Genomic DNA, 17,737 nt, shown 5'->3' on the forward strand with positions numbered 1-17,737 from the left:
AGCCATGCAATCGGCGTCACCGGTCATCAACGGCCTATCGGTCGATGTGGAGGACTGGTTCCAGGTCGGTGCGTTCGAAACGGTGATCGAGCGCGAGAGCTGGGATGGGCTCAAGAGCCGCGTCGAGCGCAATTGCGAGTCGGTTCTGGCGCTGTTCGACGACGCGGGCGTGAAGGGCACCTTCTTCACGCTGGGCTGGGTGGCCGAGCGTCACCCGGCGCTGATCCGCCGCATCGTCGAGCAGGGCCACGAGATCGCCAGTCACGGCTGGGACCACCAGCGCGTGTTTCGCATGGACCGCGCCACTTTCGCGCAGGACCTGGCGATCAGCCGCCGCGCGATCGAGGATGCAGCCGGCGTGGCTCTGACGGGCTATCGTGCGCCGAGCTTCTCGATCGATGCGCGTACGCCCTGGGCGCACGAGGAACTGGCGGCGCAAGGCTACCTCTATTCCTCCAGCGTCGCACCGATCGCGCACGATCACTACGGCTGGCGCGAGGCGCCGCGCTTCGCCTTCCATCCGCTCGCCCGCCGTGATCTCGTGGAGATCCCAGTGACTACGGCGATGTTTGCCGGGCGTCGGCTTGCGGCTGGCGGTGGCGGCTTCTTCCGGGTGCTGCCTTACGCCTTTACGCGCTGGGCGATCCGCCAGGTCAACGCCGAGGGGCGGCCGGCGGTGTTCTACTTCCACCCCTGGGAGGTCGATCCCGAGCAGCCGCGCGTCGATGGTGCACCGCTGCGCTCGCGCTTTCGCCACTATACCAATCTCGACGTCATGGCCGCCAAGCTGAAACGGCTGGTTCGCGACTTCGCCTGGGGCCGCATGGACGCGATCGCCGCGCGTGAAGCCCACAGCGCGGTGGCGCTCGCCGCATGAACGCGCCCTTCGCGCCCATCCGGACGCTCGTTCGGCTCGCCGACATGCGCGACCCGGACGAGCGATCCGCGATCGAGCGCTTCATCGCTGCACACCCGCAGGGCACGCCGTTCCACTTGCCGGCCTGGCTCGACGCGGTGGAGCACGGCACCGGCAACCGTGCCCTGGCACTGGTGGCTGAGCGGGGCGGCGCCCTCGGCGGCTATCTTCCGCTGAGCGAGATCCACTCGCCGATCTTCGGTAGGCTGATGGCGTCTACCGGCTTCGCCGTCGATGGCGGACTGCTGCTGGCCGATGGCGAGGACGGTGCCGAACTCCTCGCCGCGGCCGAGCGCCTGGCCACGAGCCACTCCTGCCCCACCATCGAACTGCGCGGTGGCCCTGTCGATGACGCGCGCGAGGGCTGGGCCTTGCGTACGCAATCGCACTGCGGCTTCATCGCCCCGCTTGCCAACGATGACGAGGCACAGCTGACCGCGATCCCGCGCAAGCAGCGTGCCGAAGTGCGCAAGAGCCTCGCCAACGAGTTCCACATCGATATCGGGACTTCTCCCGAGGATCGCGCCGCCCACTACGCCGTTTACGCCGAGAGCGTCCGCAACCTGGGCACCCCGGTTTTCCCGCGCGCGCTGTTCGATGCCGTGCTCGATCGCTTCGGCGATCGGGCGGACATCCTCACCGTGCGCCACGAGGGCCGGCCCGTCGCCAGCGTGTTGTCGCTCTACTGGCGCGGTGCGGTCATGCCGTATTGGGGCGGTGGCACCTGGGACGCCCGCCGGCTGCGCGCCAATGATCGCATGTATTACGAGCTGATGCTCCATGCACGGCGGCGCGGGTGCGCCCGCTTCGACTTCGGCCGTTCCAAGACCGAAAGCGGCGCCTACCACTTCAAGCGCAATTGGGGCTTCACGCCCGAGCCGCTGAGCTACGCCGTGTGGACCGCGCCCGGCAGCGCCAAGCGTGACGCCGACCCGACCAGCGCCAAGCACAAGCTTCAGATCGCATTGTGGCAGAAGTTGCCCCTCGCCTTGGCGAACCGCGTGGGGCCGTGGATCGCCCGAGGTCTGGGCTGAGTGTCGGAAATCCTGTTCATCGCCCACCGCATCCCGTTCCCACCGGATCGCGGCGACAAGATCCGCTCGCACAATGTGTTGAAGCACCTGGCGGACCTCGCGCCCGTCCACGTCGCAACCTTTGCCGACGATGCGCTGGACTATGCGGAAGAGGGCGCGCTGGCAGCCGTCGCGGCGAGCCACTGCCTGGTCCATCGCAGCAAGCCGCTGGCGCTCGCCGCGGCTGAGGCGATGGTCACCGGCAAGCCGATCAGCCTGACCGCGTTCCATTCCCGTGCGCTCGCCGACTACATCCGCACGACTTTGAAAACGCGACCGATTTCGACGATCTACGGCTTTTCGGGACAGATGGGCCAGTACGTCCCGCAAGACTTCCAGGGCCGGGTCATCGCCGACTTCGTCGACGTCGACTCGGCCAAGTTCGAGGCCTATGCCAAGCGCGACGGGGGGCTCAAGGGCTGGGCCGAGAACCGCGAGGCGCGGCTGTTGCGCGCAGAAGAAGCGCGCTTCGCCGGCCGCGCCGACGTCAGCCTGCTGATCAGCGACGAGGAAGCGGCGCTGTTCCGATTGCGATCGGGCGGCGCGGCGAGAGTCTGCACGCTTCCGAACGGGATCGACAACCAGGCCTTCGACCCTGGCGAGGTGCGGCCCGAACCGCAGTTGGCCGAGCTGCCCTATCCACGCCTGATCTTCACCGGGCAGATGGACTACGCGCCCAACGTGGACGCCTGCGTGCGCGCCGTCACGCGTATCCTCCCGCGCATTCGTGAAGCCTTTCCGCAAGCGAGCTTCCACATCGTGGGACGCAACCCGGCCGAGCGGCTGAGCGCCCTGGCCAGCCAGGGCGTCCACGTCTGGGGGCGGGTGCCCGAAGTGCAGCCCTGGCTTGCTGCCAGTGATCTTGCGCTCGTGCCGCTGGAGATCGGCCGCGGCGTGCAGAACAAGGTCCTGGAGGCGATGGCCATGGCGCTGCCCGTCGTCCTCACCCCCGAAGCCGCGACCGGCATCGGTGCACGGGATGGCGCGCAGCTGTCGATCGCGTCCGACGATGATGCGTTGGCGGCCGCCTGCATCGCGCTCCTGCAAGACCTGCCGCATGCTCGATCCATGGGCCGCGCCGCGCGCGAATATGTGGTCGGGCATGCGAGCTGGTCTGCTGCCCTGGCCGACTTGACGCAATTGGCCGGATACGCCCCAATGGCCGCGCGCGATGTTGCCTGAGGCATTGCCGATGCCGGACACGCGCCGGCCCACGCTGAGCCAACCCTGGCGCGTGACGCTTGTGCGGCTCGGCCTCGCCGCCGCGCTGATCCTGGCACTGTTCGCCAGCGACTGGGCGGCGATGGCACGCCAGTGGTGGGACATCTCGACCTACAACCACATCCTGCTGGTGCCGGCGATCCTGGCCTGGCTGGTCTGGCAGCGGCGGAGCGAGCTGGCGAAGCTGACGCCCGAGCCCTGGTGGCCGGGGCTCGTGCTGGTCGCGGGCGCGTCGTTCCTGTGGCTTCTCGGGGCATTCAGCGGGCTCGATCTCGCGCGGCAAGCCGGCGTGGTCGCGCTGAGCGCTGCGATGGTGCCGCTGCTGGCCGGCCCCAAGGTCACGGCCGGGCTGTTGTTTCCCTTGTTCTACATGGTCTTCCTGGTTCCTTGCGGCGAGGAACTGGTGACCGTCCTGCAGACCGTCACGGCGCACATCACGATCGCGCTGGTTCATCTCAGCGGCATCCCGGCCCAGGTCGACGGCGTGTTCATCGACACCCCGGCAGGCCTGTTCGAGGTTGCCGAGGCATGCTCGGGCGTCAAGTTCCTGGTCGCGATGATGGCGTTCGGCGCGCTAATGGCGAATGCCTGCTTCGTGCGCCCATCGCGCCGCACCTGGCTCATGCTCGCCTGCGTGGTGGTGCCGATCCTCGCCAATGGCGTGCGTGCCTGGGGCACGATCTATGCCGCGCAGATCTTCGGCGTCGAGGCGGCCGCCGGCTTCGACCACATCGTCTATGGCTGGTTCTTCTTCGCCTTCGTCATCGCGCTGATCGTGGCGCTTGCCTGGCGGTTCTTCGACCGGGCGGTCGACGACCCCATGATCGATGCCGAGGCGATCGACCGCCCGCCCTTGCTCGCACGCCTTTCGACCATGCGGCTGGCACCCGCGCAGGCCCTGCTCGCGGCGTTGGCGATCGTGCTGGGCGCGCAAGGCTGGGCGCATGCCGCCAACAGCATTCGCGCGACCCTGCCGCCGGCGATCGACTTGCCGACCGTGCCCGGCTGGACGCGAGTCGACTATCGCCCACGGATCTGGTGGCAGCCGCGCGCAGGTGGGGCCGACCACCGCCTGCTGGGCAGCTATGCCGATGCGCACGGTCGCCGGGTCGACGTGTTCTATGCCCTCTATGCCAGCCAAACCGAAGGCCACGAGGCGGGCGGCTTTGGCCAGGGCGCACTGGTGCCGCAGAGTGAGTGGGCGTGGCAGGCGAACGCCACGCCGCTTGCCGGCAGCCATGGCGAGCGGTTGCTCGGGGCAGGCCGCGTACCTCGCGTCGCGCAGACCTGGTATCGCAACGGCACGATCCTCACCGGCAGCAACGCCCGACTGAAGCTGGCCGCCATGAGCGACCGCCTGGCCTTGCGGGCGCAGCCCACGATGGTGCTGATCGTCTCGGCGGAAGACCATGCCGGCAAGCCCGCGGAGCCTGCGATCCAGGCTTTCGTGCAGGCGGCCGGACCGCTCGGCCCGTGGATGGACCGCATCGGCGGCGTGAAGTAGGAGCGGCGACATGTGCGGCATCGCCGGTATCTTCCATCTCGAAACCGCCAAGCCGGTCGATCCCGCGCGCATAGAGCGCATGTGCGATGCCATCGCGCATCGCGGACCTGACGGGCAGGGTGTCTGGACTGCTCCGGGGGCCGGCCTTGGCCACCGTCGACTGTCGATCATCGACGTCGCCGGCTCGCCGCAGCCGATGGCATCGCCCGACGGCCGCGCAATGCTGGTCTTCAATGGCGAGATCTACAACTACCGCGAGCTGCGTGCGGAATTGCGCGCCTCCGGTGCCGAGTTCCGCACCGATGGCGACAGCGAGGTGATCCTCGCCGCCTGGCAGAAGTGGGGCCCCGAGTGCGTCAGCCGCCTGCACGGCATGTTCGCCTTCGCAATCTACGACCTGGCCGCGCGCACGCTGTTCCTGGCACGCGACCGTTTGGGCGTAAAGCCGCTGTTCCTGGCTCAGCTGAGCGACGGCAGCGTGGCATTCGGGTCCGAGCTCAAGGCGCTGGTCGCCCATCCGCTGCTGCGCCGCGAAGTCGATCCGCTCGCCATCGAGGATTTCCTCGCGTGGGGCTACGTTCCCGACACCCGCTCGATCCTGAAGGGCGTCGTCAAGCTGCCGGCCGGTCACTCGCTGCTGCTCGAATGCGGCAAGCCGATGCCGCGCCCTCTCCAGTGGTGGGACATTTCGTTTGCCGAGCGCCGCAAGGGCAAAGTCGAGGATCTCGAAGCCGAACTGCTGCATCTCATGCGCGAGGCGGTGACATCGCGCATGGTGGCCGACGTGCCGCTCGGCGCATTCCTCTCGGGCGGTGTCGACAGCTCCAGCGTGGTCGCGCTGATGGCCGAGGCGAGCGCATCGCCGGTGAAGACCTGCTCGATCGGCTTCGACGTCGCCGCGCTTGACGAAAGCGGCTATGCCACCCGCATCGCAGAACAGTTCGGGACCGACCATCGCGTGCGCTCCGTCTCGCCGGACGATTTCCAGTCCGCCGATACGCTCGCGGCGATGTTCGACGAGCCCTTTGCCGATGCCTCCGCGCTCCCGACCTGGCGGGTGTGCCAGCTGGCGCGTGAGACGGTGACCGTTGCGCTATCCGGCGACGGTGCGGACGAGGCGTTCGCCGGCTACCGCCGACACGTCTTCCAGCATGGCGAAGATCGCCTGCGCGCGGTGTTGCCTGCCGCTCTGCGTGGACCGGTGTTCGGCTCGCTCGGGGCGATCTACCCGAAAGCCGATTGGGCACCGCGGCCGTTGCGAGCGAAGACCACGCTCCTCTCGCTCGCTGGCGACAGCGCCACTGGCTACGCCCGCGCGATCTGCGTCGCTCCGCCCGAACTGCGCGAGGCGCTCTACTCGCCGGATTTCAAGCGGTTGCGGGGCGACTATCGCGCCGAGGCGCTGGTCACCGATCTGATGCGCGCGGCACCGGCTCGCTCGGGGCTGGACCGCGCCCAGTATGTCGATCTCAAGGTCTGGTTGCCGGGTGACATCCTCACCAAGGTCGATCGGACCAGCATGGCCGTGGGCCTTGAGGCCCGTGAGCCGCTGCTCGATCACCGCTTGATCGAGTTCGCGGCCACTCTGCCCGAGGCCGTCCGCATGCGCGGCAAGCAAGGCAAGTGGCTGCTGAAGCAGACGATGCGCCGCTATTTGCCCGACGACATCCTCTACCGCCCGAAGCAGGGCTTCGTGATGCCGATCGAAGCCTGGTTTCGTGGTCCGTTGGCGGGTGTTGCGCACGAAATTGGCGGAAGCGCCGCACTCGCGCGGACAGGATGGTTCGACAACCGAAGGCTGGCCGCGCTGGCGCAGGATCATGTCTCCGGCAGGGCCAACAACGCCCGGATACTGTGGCAACTTCTGATGCTTAACAGATCCCTGGAGCAACTCGGTACCGCCTGATCAAGGGTCTGTTAACCGTCGTCTTGCTCGCAGCGAGCGAGGCTCGTGCCGTCGGTTGGTACGTTAACTAAACCCAATCTTAGGACATTGCCCTTAGGACGACCTGGTAAGCGTCAGCTAGGACGTCATGAACAGCAACGGTCGCCTCTCTCAAGTCTCGCTCTCGCAAGCACCTCGGTCCGTCGGTCCGGGCGCTTGTGTACGTGACGGCGCGTGCCGCGGATGGCGGGCGCGCGAGTGCGCGGCATGATCTTGCCTCTGGATCGTCTCCGCCACATCTGGAACAACCGCCGCTCTCGCATCGTGATTTCGGCGTTGCTGCTGGGCGCCTTCTGCGGCGTGACAAACCTGACCTTGCCGCTGGAGGATCTGTTCATTGCCGCCCGTACCAAGCTGCGGCACGAAAAGGCGAGTGGCAGAATCGTCATCGTCAAGATCGATGATCGCTCGCTCGAGGCGCTGCATGACAACGATGTGAACCCAGGACTGGACGCGCGAGTCGTCGATAACCTGATGAGGGCGGGCGCCAGCGAAGTCTATTTCAACCGAACGTACCCGTTTTCTCCGCGCACGGCGGGCGCGGCCAAGTTCATCGAGGCGCTTGAGCGGTATCCGGGGCGAGTTTACCTGGGTGCGGCCATGCAGACAGGATGGCGGAAAGCAACGCTAAGCAGGGTGCCTGCTCGGGAATTTCGCGAGCATGCGGGACTGGTGTCTCTGGCAGTAGCTTCTCACCCACTCAACATGAGCTTTAGCTTCCCGTATACGTCTAAAAGCACCCTTGGCACTGTGCATTCTCTGGCGGCGGCTCTCGCCGACAGGACGGAGGAAACCGAAGGAGTTTTCCGGGGCGACTTTGCCCTTGATCACACGACGATACCGACGATCAGCTATATCGACGTCCTAAACGGTCGCGTGGGAGCCAAGCAGGTTGCCGGTCGCAAGATTGTAATTGGTCTGACGGCGTCTTCTAGCGAGGTGCACCCGCTGCCTCTCGGCGAGTTCGCTCCCAGCGTCTTCTTCCATGTAATTGCAGCGGAAACGCTGATTGGGCAGAAACCAATCGCTCTAGGCTGGATTCCGACCTATCTCGTGGTTGCCCTCATGATGGCGACGGGGATCGGACGAGGACGTTCGTTCAAGCCGCTGCGCCTTGCCGGCTATGCCGTGATCCTCTTTGTGTCGCCAATCATGCTGGACCGGTATGGCATTGAGTTGATGGTCCTGCCTGCCACTGTCATGGCTGTTTACGCGACATTTCGCGCCCGGACGCTCGACAAGATAAACGACGTTAGTGAGACGAATGCAGCATCAGGTCTTCCAAGTCTTCAAGCGTTGCGGGGGATGGGCGAGCGTTCGTCGGGTCTGCTCGTCGCTCTGAAGATCCGGAACTACTCTGGAATCATTCGCAGCTTCGAGGGTGCGGTCGAAGCGGATCTCGCTACCGAAATCCAGAGGCGTATCCGCATCAGCGAGCCGGACGTGGCGGTCTATCATGAAGGCGGCATGTTCGTCTGGATCTCGAACCTGACGGACATCGTCGAACTTTTCGAGAACCTCGAGGGCCTGCACCGCATCGTCCAGAACGGCATCATCATCGCGGGTACCGAAGTCGACGTGGGGTTCAATTGCGGGGTGGATTCGGAGCTGCAGAACACGATCGCGAACCGCCTGGCGAACGCCATGCAGTCGGCAGAAGAGGCCGTTCGGTCGGACGAGCTCGTCTGTCATCACGATGGCGCCAAAGGCGAAGTACAGTGGGAAATCTCGCTGCTGGCCTCGCTCGATCGCGCGATCGACAATGGTGAGGTCTGGGTCGCATTCCAGCCCAAGCTGGACTTGCTGACCAACAAGGTGATCGGCGCCGAGGCACTGGCGCGCTGGTCGCATCCTGAACGCGGTCCGATCAGTCCTGAGAAATTCATCGGCATCGCCGAGGAGTACCATCGCATCGAGCGGATCACCCGCTTCGTGCTGGACAAGGCGGTCCGCGCCGCCGCCAGCTACGTGCGTGATGGTCATGACTTCTCGGTTTCCGTCAACATCTCGGCACAGCTGCTGCGCAATCCCCGGTTGCCGCGCATGATCCTGGAAGCCTTGGCGGCCCATGACCTTGCGCCTGCGCACTTGATCCTGGAGATCACCGAAACAGATCGATTGGATCGATCGGCCAAGACCGTCCAGATGATGGAAGAGCTCGTGGCTGCCGGCCTGCGGATCTCGATCGACGATTTCGGCACCGGCAACGCGACGATCGACTATCTGCGGTATCTTCCTGCCGCCGAAGTGAAGATCGACAAATCGTTCATTCGCGAGATCGACAGCAATCCGGGCGATCACCTGCTGGTGCAATCGATCATCGAAATGGCGCACTCGCTCGGTCGGCAGGTCGTAGCGGAAGGGGTGGAAACAGCTGAAGCGCTGATGTTGCTAAGAAGTCTGCAGTGCGATCAAGTTCAGGGATACTACGTAGGAAGACCTGTCCCATTCCGAGACTTCACCAAGCACCTGCCAGAGAAGAGCGTCCGTACCGCTGGTTAAAAAAGTGTTGATGGATCGCTAAGGTTTTGGTAACCCTGTTGCCACCGCGGAAAACCGCGGTTGGTTTTACATGGGGAATTGAAACATGTGGTACTGGGGTTGGTCGACGTTTGAGTGAAATTCTTTGATTGTGGCTGGGTAACCTGCTGCAAATCGAGGATTTCAGATCAAGTAATCTCGATCTTGACAACGATAAGGTCGCAGAAAGTTCTGACGGATTAAATGCGTCAGGTAGGCGTCGCGGGTCCAGGCTCGAGGCGCCTTCATTATTTTCGGCGTTTGACAAGCTTTTTGCTTGTGGGGCGTCGCGAAACTACATCTGCTTGTCGCTTTGCGGCACGTCTCGAGGGCAGCCTCGGCTGCTTCATCGAAGCTTGTTTGTGGCAGATGCTTCCCAGATCTAGGCGTCGGGTCGATGTGTCAGCGCCAGGATCGATGCGGGGCGCCCCGATTGAGAGACCTTCTGCGATGGGTGCCCGGTGATGTCGTGCCCTAAACGGCGGACCAGCCCGTTTCGCTCAATCCTGCCCGTGGCCTAGGGCCAGGTAATCCGCGCTTTGCATCTCGTTCAGGCGGCTGACGGTGCGCTCGAACTCGAAGCGGCCCGTGCCTGCCTGGTAAAGGTCCTCCGGCGCGGCATCCGCGGCTGCGATCAGCTTTACCTTGTTCTCGTACAACGCGTCGATCAGCGTGACGAAGCGTGCGGCCTCATTGCGCTTGTCCGGGCCCATCCTGGGAATGCCGACGATGATGACCGTGTGATACGCATGCGCGATCGCCAGGTAATCGGCGGCGCCGCGCGGCTCTCCGCATAGGCGCTTGAAGCTGAACACGCCGACGCCCTTCAGGCTCTTGGGGACATGGAGCGTGCGTCCGCCGCCCAGTTCGAGATCGGCCGAGGGCACGTGTTCGGCGTCTTCCGGCGGGTAGTCGGTCAGGCGATAGAACGCCTCTCGCGTCTGTGCCGTAGCCTCCTCGCCAAGCGGCGTGTGCCAGGTGTCCATGCCGCCCAGGCGCTGCAGCCGATAGTCGGTCGGACCATCGAGCGTCAGGACGTCGAGTTCCCCTTCGATCAACGCGATGAACGGCAGGAAGTGCTCGCGGTTTAGCCCATCCTTGTAGAGCTGCGAGGGTGCGCGGTTGGAGGTCGTGACGATCGTCACACCCTCGTCGCGGATCAAGGCGGTGAAGAGCCGGCTCATGATCATGGCATCGGCCGAGTTGTTGACCACCATCTCGTCGAAGGCGAGACAGCGCAAGTTTCGTCCGATCGCCGCAGCGACCGGCGGGATGGGGTCGCCGGCCTCCTTCTTGCGCTCGACGTTCAGCAACGCGTGCACTTCGAGCATGAAGGCGTGAAAGTGTACGCGCCGCTTCTCGGGAATTGCGAGCGTCTGGTGGAACAGGTCCATCAGCATCGATTTGCCCCGGCCGACGCCGCCCCACATGTAGACGCCGCGCGGGCTGTCCGCCTTGCGCTTCATCAGCCGGCCGATCAGCCCGACCGAAGCCTTGGCCTTCTCCAGCTCGCGCTGCAGCTTGTCGAGCCGCTCGGCCGCAGCGGCCTGGTCGGGATCGGGGCGCAGCTCGCCGGTGGCGGCCAGCGCTTCGTAGCGGTCCAGAATGCCGGTCATGTCCGGCTCGGCTTGCGCAGGGTGCCCATGTAGCTCGCGACCAGCCCTTGCGGCTGCTCGACCGTGCCGCGCAGGAAGACCAGCCGACCGGTTTCCTTCATGACTTCGCTGCAAACATCGAGCGGTCCGCCGATCAGCCCAGCGCCGATGAACTGGCAGTTGAGGTCGAGCGTCACCGAGCCGGCCACGTCGGCACCCAGCACGGTATAGATCGTCGCGAACATCGCGATGTCGACCACGGCCAGCGTCACGCCACCATGGACGGCACCGTGCAGGTTGCTGTGGCGCACTTGCGTGTCGAGCATGCGCAGCCGCGCACCGCGTTCACCTTCGCGGCGGATGATCATCCGCCCGATGACCGCTGGGTTGAAGCGTGTCTGGTCGGCCAAGTCCCAGGTGTGCCAACCGGGATGCGCGTCGTCCAGTTCGTGAATGAACGCCGAGGTTGGCTTCACCGCACCAGTCCTGCCGCTACCCGCGGGATCAGACCTGGCGTTCGGCCTGCATCTTCTTGATCTCGGCAATCGCGCGCGCGGGGCTCAGGCCCTTGGGGCACACGTTGGCGCAGTTCATGATGGTGTGGCAGCGATAGAGGCGGAACGGATCCTCCAGCTCGTCGAGGCGCTCACCGGTCATCTCGTCGCGGCTGTCCGCCAGCCAGCGGTAGGCCTGAAGCAGGATTGCCGGGCCGAGGAACTTGTCGGAGTTCCACCAATAGCTGGGGCACGAGGTCGAGCAGCAGGCGCACAGGATGCACTCGTACAGGCCGTCCAGCTTCTCGCGCTGCTCGGGGCTCTGCAGGCGCTCCTTGCCCGATGGTGTGGTCGAGACGGTCTGCAGCCAGGGACGGATCGAGGCGTACTGCGCATAGAAGTGCGTGAAATCGGGAACGAGGTCCTTGATCACTTCCATGTGCGGCAGCGGGGTAATGCGGATGTCGCCCTTGAGATCCTCGATCGCGGTAGTGCAGGCGAGGCCATTGCGGCCGTTGATGTTCATCGAGCACGACCCGCAGATACCCTCGCGGCACGAGCGGCGGAAGGTGAGCGTGGGATCGGCCTCGCTCTTCATCTTGATCAGCGCATCGAGCACCATTGGGCCGCACTTTTCCAGGTCGATCTCGAACGTGTCGTAACGCGGGTTCTCACCACTGTCCGGATCGTAGCGGTACACGGTGAACGTCTTGACCTTCGTCGCGCCCTCGGCCTTGTGGACGTTGCCACGCTTCTTGATCTTGCTGTTGGCCGGGAGGGAGAACTGCGCCATCGACGTTTTCCTGTGATCCTGCACTGCGGCAAAAGCCCGCGATTGTCTTAACCCTCTAGCGATTGTGCGGGCCGGAGCAAGGGGCCTCATGGTGCCATTCCCGCAAGGACTCTTGCACGCGGCGGGCGCACGTCCCTTCGCCATTGACGCGGCTTGGCTGCGCGCATTTGAGCACCCGACGCACGCAAGGGAACTGGCGAGGTTCCTCGATCCGCCTTAGCTCCGGCGCCATGAGCAAACGCAATGTCTGTGTGTTCGGCGCGACCGGCGGCATCGGCGCGGCACTGGTCGCGGCGCTGGCGGAGCGGGACGAGGTGGCGTGCATCCACGCGGGCGGTCGCCGGTTGCCCGAAGCCGGCGCCAAAGTGCGGCCCTTCGCGTTCGACTTGCTGGACGAGAGCTCGATTGTCGAGGCTGCAGCGGGGATGGCGGAGGCGCCGCCGGATCTGATCGTCGTCGCGACCGGGGCGCTGGCGTTCAAGGACGGAAGCGGGCCTGAGAAATCCTATCGCGGCATCGATGCCGCTCGAATGAGCGAGATGATGGCGGTGAATGCGATCGGCCCGGCGCTTGTCGCCAAGCATGTGTTGCCCTTGCTGCCCCGCGATCGACGGGCGGTGTTCGCGATCCTGTCGGCGCGGGTGGGTTCGATCGCGGACAATCGACTGGGTGGCTGGCACAGCTATCGCGCGTCCAAGGCGGCGCTTAACATGCTGATCCGCAACTTCGCGATCGAGCTTCGACGCACGCACCCGCAGACAATCGTCGTGGCCCTGCACCCCGGGACAGTCGATACCCCGCTCTCGCGCGCGTTCCAGCGCAACCTGCCCGAAGGCCAGCTGACAGCGTCGCACGAGGCTGCCACGAATTTGCTTGGCGTCATCAATGGGCTCACGCCCGCCGATACCGGAGCATTCCTCGCCTGGGACGGGCAACGCATCCCGTTCTGAGCGAGGCAGCCTTGTCGTCTATCCTGAGTTAATTCTGCGCACCGCACGTCCGTGTGCCCGCACGAGATGCACAGAGGAGCAGGATGACGACGCAGAGCCAGCGTGAACACTTCTGGGATGCCTTGCGCGCATTCCTGATGCTGCTGGGCATCCCCTATCACGTCGCCCTGTCCTACCAGCCCGGGCAGGACTTCATCGTCCACTCTGGCGAGGGTGTGCGCGGCTTTTCCGAGTTGGCGGAGGGCCTGCACTTGTTCCGGATGCCGGCGTTCTTCGTTGTCGCCGGATATTTCGCCATGCTCTTGCTGGCTCGCCGCGAACCCATGGCGTGGCTGAGGGGTCGGTTCGTCCGTCTGGGCCTGCCGTTCCTGACGTGCATCGTCACGTTGGTACCGGCGATGAACCTGGTCTGCGAGCTGTCGAACCTACCTGCGCAGGAGGCCTTGCGATCCTGGCGCGAGAACTCGCTGACGTCCGGCGGCTATTGGGTGCGGCACTTGTGGTTCATCGTGGTGCTGCTTTATCTTTCGAGCGCGACGGCGCTGCTCGCACGGCGCGTTCCCCGTCTGCGGTCCGGCTTCCTGCCTCACGCCATCGACTCATGGGCGGCTCGGCACTTCGTGCTGACGCTTGGCGGGCTTGGTCTTCTGGTGGGCCTGTGGGAGGCCTTTGCGCTGGAAGCGTTCTACAGGATCGGCCTTGCCACCATGGTGCCACAGCAGATCCTCCGGCTCGACGAGACGATCATCTATCTGCCCTGGTTCACGCTGGGCTGCGTGCTGGGGCGGGCGCGGTCCTTTCGCGAGCGGACGATGCGCGTTTCGCTACCTGTAGTGCTGGTCGCTATCGCAGGGACGGCACTGTGGTTGGCCGTGCACAAGGAGGTCACGCCGATGACCGAGCGTTTTATCGGCACCATCGCCGCGCTGGCCACGACCCTGGTGCTCATCGCGGTCGCGCGCACGCTGCTCGACCGTCCGATCGTACTGGTACGCCGGCTGACGGACGCGTCCTTTGTAATCTACTTGTTCCATCTCCCACTGATCGCCTTGTTCGTGTGGCTGGCGCAGCCATTGCCGGTCCCGCCGCTCGCCAAGGCGATGGCGATCATGGCGCTGTCGTTCGGAGCGTCTTACGCAATTTGGCTGGGGATCGGGCGCATGCGCGCCATGTCGCTGCTCTTCGAGGGGCTGACGGTACCTCGACGGGCGCCGCTGGCGACCTGAGAGCACGCCCAAAATCGCCCTGCAAGGGGCGTGGGGGCCGATCACGGAGCGATTGGTGGAGAGGGGTGACTCCCTCGATGGCGCACTGAGCTGGATTACGTCTTCAGCGCATCCTGCCACCTGCTCCTGAGCAGGGACCCGCGCCAAGGCTATGCCTAAAACGAAAACACCCCCCGGCTTGAGGCCGGAGGGTGCTTTTCGTTCAGTTCGGTTCGAACGATCAGGCGCCGAACGTACGCTGCCACCAGCCGCGACGCGGCTTGCTTCCGGGAGCAGCGTCATCGCCGTTTTCACCCGCAGTGTCCTCGTTTGCGGCGACCGGAACCTCGGCCTCTGCCGCGACCGGCTCTTGCGCAGCCGTTTCCTCAGTGGCGACGGGAGCAGGCGCAGCCTCGGCAGCCTTCGAGCGGCGCGTGCGCTTGGGCTTGGCAGGCGCTTCCGTCGGAGCCTCGGCAACCTCTGCTGGCGCTTCCACCGGAGCGGGCGCTTCGGTCGCTTCCACATCCGCCTTCTTGCGACGCGTGCGCTTGGGCTTGGCAGGTGCTTCGGCCGCAGGCTCGACACTCTCCACAGGCGCTTCCACCGGAGCTTCGGCCGCTTCCACATCTGCCTTCTTGCGACGCGTCCGCTTCGGCTTGGGCGCCGGCTCCTCCTCGGCAACCGGCTCATCCAAAGGCGCGCCTGGTCCGGCTTCGGCTACCTGAGGCAGTTCCTCGGCCACCGGAGCGAGTTCCTCGGCAATCGTATCGACCGCATCGGCCTCACCGTCCTGCGCCTCGGAAGCTTCGCCTTCCTCGCCAACACGGTCGCGACCGCCACGCCGGCGACGACCGCCACGGCGACGGCGCTTGCGCGGTGCCTCGGAGTCCTCGGTAGCATCTGCCTCTACACCCTCGACGGCAGCGTCGGCATCGGCATCGTCATCGATGGCTTCGCCTTCGACCTGCTCCTCGCCGTCGAGCTCGTCGCCCTCGGTCTGGACGATTTCGCCTTCGGACGCCGTCTCGCCTTCCTCGCGTCGGTCGCGGTTGCGGCCCCGGCGACGCTTGCGCCGCTTGCGGTTGCGACCTTCGCCATCACCCTCGGCGCGCGGCTCACGCTCCTGCTCATCGGCGGCGAGCTCTTCCTCTTCCTCATCCTCCTCGGGGATGTACTCGTCCTCGACTTCGTCGGCGATCGGATCGAAGCGCGGCACGAACTCGTTGCGAGGGCCGGACGAGAGAACGCGCATCTTGGCGCCTTCGTTCTCGCCTTCGGGGATCACCTCGACCGAAACGCCGTAGCGCGCCTCGATGTCGGCCAGATCCGCACGCTTGGCGTTGAGCAGGTAGATCGCCGCCTCGGTGCTGGCGAACAGCGAGATCACCACGCCGCGGCCCTTGGCGGCCTCGTCCTCGATCAGACGCAGGGCCGACAGGCCGGCCGAGCTGGCGGTGCGGACCAAGCCGGTACCGTCGCAGTGCGGGCAGCCGCGCGTGGTGGCTTCCAGAACGCCGGTGCGCAGGCGCTGGCGGCTCATTTCCATCAGGCCGAAGCTGGAAATGCGGCCGACCTGGATGCGGGCGCGATCGTTCTTGAGCGCGTCCTTCATCGCCTTTTCGACCTTACGGACATTCGATCCGTATTCCATGTCGATGAAGTCGATCACGACGAGACCGGCCATGTCGCGCAGGCGCAGCTGGCGGGCGATCTCGTGCGCGGCTTCGAGGTTGGTGTTCACCGCCGTCGCCTCGATGCCGTACTCCTTGGTGGAGCGGCCCGAGTTGATATCGATCGAAACCAGCGCCTCGGTCGGGTTGATGACGATGTAGCCGCCCGAACGCAGCTGCACGACCGGATCGTACATCGCGGTCAGCTGGTCCTCGGCGCCGAAGCGCTGGAAGAGGGGCACAGGGTCGGAGTAGGGCTTCACCTTGGCTGCGTGGCTGGGCATCAGCAGCTTCATGAAGTCCTTGGCGGCGCGGTAGCCTTCCTCGCCTTCCACTACGACTTCCTCGATGTCGCGGTTGTAGATGTCGCGGATCGCGCGCTTGATCAGGTCGCTGTCCGAGTGGATCAGCGTCGGCGCGGCTGAGCGCAGCGTGGTTTCGCGCAGCTCGTCCCACAGACGGGCGAGATAATCGAAGTCACGCTTGATCTCGGTCTTGGTGCGCTGGAGTCCGGCGGTGCGCACGATGCAGCCCATCGAGCGCGGCAGGTCCATCTCGGAGATGATGGATTTCAGACGCTTGCGGTCGCTGGCCGAGCTGATCTTGCGGCTGATGCCGCCGCCATGGCTCGAATTCGGCATCAGCACGCAGTAGCGGCCGGCGAGGCTGAGGTAGGTCGTCAGCGCCGCGCCCTTGTTGCCGCGCTCTTCCTTGACGACCTGGACCAGCAGCACCTGGCGGCGCTGGATGACGTCCTGGATCTTGTAGCGGCGGCGCAGCGCCATGCGCTTGGCGCGCAGCTCGTCGGCCTCCTTGGAGCGGCCACCACCACCCTTGCCCTGGCGGCGACCACGGCCGCCGCGACGTTGCGAGCGATCTTCGCCGGTGCTCTCTTCCTCGGACGAGTCTTCGTCGCCTTCTTCGCCGTCCTCGAATTGGCCGGACTCGAGCGTGGCGACTTCGTCCTTCTCGGACGTGTCGACTTCGGTCAGCCCGCCTTCGTCGCCGAAGTCGTCATGGTCATGATCGTGGTCCTCGGAGCCGTGATCGTCCTCGTCGTCACCCTCGCTGGCGCGCAGCGCGGCTTCTTCCTCGGCATGCGCGGCTTCCTCGGCGAGGAGGGCCTCACGGTCTTCCTTGGGGATCTGGTAGTAATCGGGGTGAATTTCGCTGAAGGCCAGGAAGCCATGGCGATTGCCGCCGAAGTCGACGAACGCCGCCTGCAGCGACGGTTCTACCCGCGTGACTTTCGCGAGGTAGATGTTGCCCTTGATCTGCTTCCTGTCGGCCGACTCGAAGTCGAACTCTTCAATCCTGTTGCCCTTGAGGACCGCCACCCGGGTTTCTTCCGGGTGGCGCGCATCGATCAGCATGCGCGTTGCCATTGTGTATTCTCCAGACGCGCCGCGGCAGTGCCCTGAGGGCAGCGGGGGCGCGATTTTGTTCAGTGGTGCCGCGGCCCGGCTTCGGGCGAGTGCCCGTGCTGGCCGGCGCGGCTCGGTGAAGCATCCCGAGGCGATGCGCCTCGTCAGCGGATTTCGTGTCTGCAAAGCCGTGAGTGCGCGGCGCGATCGGCGGCGCTGCAAAATGCGTCCGGACCGCCCACGCCCTTTCGGGCATCGGCTGGCAGGACGGCAATTGCATTCTCATGGTTCGCGTCAACCTGTGCGGGTGCCGAAGATGATCTCCGACGCGTGACGACCGGGTTCCTGACGAGAGCCGGCGCTGTCCGAAGCCATCTGGGGCCTGTATCTCGGAAAAGCGAGGTTCGAAGCCGCCAGAGGCCCCGGGTCGAGTTGGCCTAGCATTTGTGTCCTTGCCGAGCAAGGTCCTGCCAGAACCACCAGCAAC

At 65.3% G+C, this 17,737-nt stretch carries 12 protein-coding genes; 8 read left to right on the plus strand and 4 right to left on the minus strand.

From position 1 onward, the window contains the following. Positions 1-4 precede the first annotated feature (4 nt). The 6 genes from HNO88_RS09020 to HNO88_RS09045 all read left to right on the plus strand — a co-directional run bounded on the left by HNO88_RS09020 (position 5) and on the right by HNO88_RS09045 (position 9,161). Positions 5-877, plus strand: coding sequence for an XrtA system polysaccharide deacetylase (locus HNO88_RS09020; protein ID WP_184244255.1), 873 nt, complete (start codon positions 5-7; stop codon positions 875-877). Continuing rightward, positions 874-1,950 (plus strand): FemAB family XrtA/PEP-CTERM system-associated protein, encoded by a 1,077-nt coding sequence (locus HNO88_RS09025; RefSeq protein WP_184244257.1) that lies wholly within the window; start codon positions 874-876, stop codon positions 1,948-1,950. The genes HNO88_RS09020 and HNO88_RS09025 overlap by 4 nt, the downstream gene beginning before the upstream one ends. Continuing rightward, the gene (locus tag HNO88_RS09030; RefSeq protein WP_184244259.1) at positions 1,951-3,171 is read left to right on the plus strand and encodes a TIGR03087 family PEP-CTERM/XrtA system glycosyltransferase; all 1,221 of its coding nucleotides are present in this window, start codon (positions 1,951-1,953) and stop codon (positions 3,169-3,171) included. Positions 3,172-3,181: 10 nt separating this feature from the next. Next, positions 3,182-4,714 (plus strand): exosortase A, encoded by a 1,533-nt coding sequence (xrtA, locus tag HNO88_RS09035; protein ID WP_184244261.1) that lies wholly within the window; start codon positions 3,182-3,184, stop codon positions 4,712-4,714. A gap of 10 nt (positions 4,715-4,724) precedes the next feature. Then, positions 4,725-6,620, plus strand: a complete 1,896-nt coding sequence (locus tag HNO88_RS09040; protein WP_184244263.1) for an XrtA/PEP-CTERM system amidotransferase — start codon at positions 4,725-4,727, stop codon at positions 6,618-6,620. 246 nt (positions 6,621-6,866) lie between these two features. Next, positions 6,867-9,161: an EAL domain-containing protein gene (locus HNO88_RS09045; RefSeq protein ID WP_184244417.1), complete on the plus strand. Its 2,295-nt coding sequence runs from the start codon at positions 6,867-6,869 to the stop codon at positions 9,159-9,161. Positions 9,162-9,679: 518 nt separating this feature from the next. On the opposite strand, the gene zapE is transcribed toward HNO88_RS09045, so the two are convergent. The 3 genes from zapE to HNO88_RS09060 are packed head-to-tail and all read right to left on the minus strand — an operon-like array spanning position 9,680 to position 12,061. Beyond that, positions 9,680-10,795: a cell division protein ZapE gene (gene zapE / locus HNO88_RS09050; RefSeq protein ID WP_184244265.1), complete on the minus strand. Its 1,116-nt coding sequence runs from the start codon at positions 10,793-10,795 to the stop codon at positions 9,680-9,682. Further along, positions 10,792-11,250: a PaaI family thioesterase gene (locus HNO88_RS09055; RefSeq protein WP_184244267.1), complete on the minus strand. Its 459-nt coding sequence runs from the start codon at positions 11,248-11,250 to the stop codon at positions 10,792-10,794. Before HNO88_RS09055 ends, zapE begins: the two co-directional genes overlap by 4 nt. 28 nt (positions 11,251-11,278) lie before the next feature. Continuing rightward, positions 11,279-12,061, minus strand: coding sequence for a succinate dehydrogenase iron-sulfur subunit (locus HNO88_RS09060; RefSeq protein WP_184244269.1), 783 nt, complete (start codon positions 12,059-12,061; stop codon positions 11,279-11,281). Positions 12,062-12,291: 230 nt separating this feature from the next. Here HNO88_RS09060 and HNO88_RS09065 point away from each other — a divergent pair, with 230 nt between their 5' ends. Next, a complete protein-coding gene (locus HNO88_RS09065) occupies positions 12,292-13,011 on the plus strand; it encodes an SDR family NAD(P)-dependent oxidoreductase (RefSeq protein ID WP_184244270.1) in 720 nt (239 codons plus the stop codon). An 83-nt stretch (positions 13,012-13,094) separates the two neighbouring features. Continuing rightward, entirely contained in the window at positions 13,095-14,237 is a 1,143-nt protein-coding gene (locus HNO88_RS09070) for an acyltransferase family protein (protein WP_184244272.1), read from the plus strand. A gap of 220 nt (positions 14,238-14,457) precedes the next feature. Here HNO88_RS09070 and HNO88_RS09075 read toward each other — a convergent pair whose 3' ends face one another. Further along, positions 14,458-17,271: a ribonuclease E/G gene (locus HNO88_RS09075; protein WP_184244274.1), complete on the minus strand. Its 2,814-nt coding sequence runs from the start codon at positions 17,269-17,271 to the stop codon at positions 14,458-14,460. Positions 17,272-17,737: the final 466 nt, after the last annotated feature.

It is taken from the genome of Novosphingobium chloroacetimidivorans (genome assembly GCF_014204535.1).
GTDB classification, from domain to species: domain Bacteria; phylum Pseudomonadota; class Alphaproteobacteria; order Sphingomonadales; family Sphingomonadaceae; genus Novosphingobium; species Novosphingobium chloroacetimidivorans.

Excerpts from the sequence above, each read along its gene's own strand:
- zapE (WP_184244265.1), bottom strand. The coding sequence starts at position 10,795 with ATGACCGGCATTCTGGACCGCTACGAAGCGCTGGCCGCCACCGGCGAG.
- HNO88_RS09065 (WP_184244270.1), top strand. The coding sequence starts at position 12,292 with ATGAGCAAACGCAATGTCTGTGTGTTCGGCGCGACCGGCGGCATCGGC.
- HNO88_RS09045 (WP_184244417.1), top strand. The coding sequence starts at position 6,867 with ATGATCTTGCCTCTGGATCGTCTCCGCCACATCTGGAACAACCGCCGC.
- HNO88_RS09020 (WP_184244255.1), top strand. The coding sequence starts at position 5 with ATGCAATCGGCGTCACCGGTCATCAACGGCCTATCGGTCGATGTGGAG.
- HNO88_RS09070 (WP_184244272.1), top strand. The coding sequence starts at position 13,095 with ATGACGACGCAGAGCCAGCGTGAACACTTCTGGGATGCCTTGCGCGCA.
- HNO88_RS09025 (WP_184244257.1), top strand. The coding sequence starts at position 874 with ATGAACGCGCCCTTCGCGCCCATCCGGACGCTCGTTCGGCTCGCCGAC.
- xrtA (WP_184244261.1), top strand. The coding sequence starts at position 3,182 with ATGCCGGACACGCGCCGGCCCACGCTGAGCCAACCCTGGCGCGTGACG.
- HNO88_RS09075 (WP_184244274.1), bottom strand. The coding sequence starts at position 17,271 with ATGGCAACGCGCATGCTGATCGATGCGCGCCACCCGGAAGAAACCCGG.
- HNO88_RS09060 (WP_184244269.1), bottom strand. The coding sequence starts at position 12,061 with ATGGCGCAGTTCTCCCTCCCGGCCAACAGCAAGATCAAGAAGCGTGGC.
- HNO88_RS09040 (WP_184244263.1), top strand. The coding sequence starts at position 4,725 with ATGTGCGGCATCGCCGGTATCTTCCATCTCGAAACCGCCAAGCCGGTC.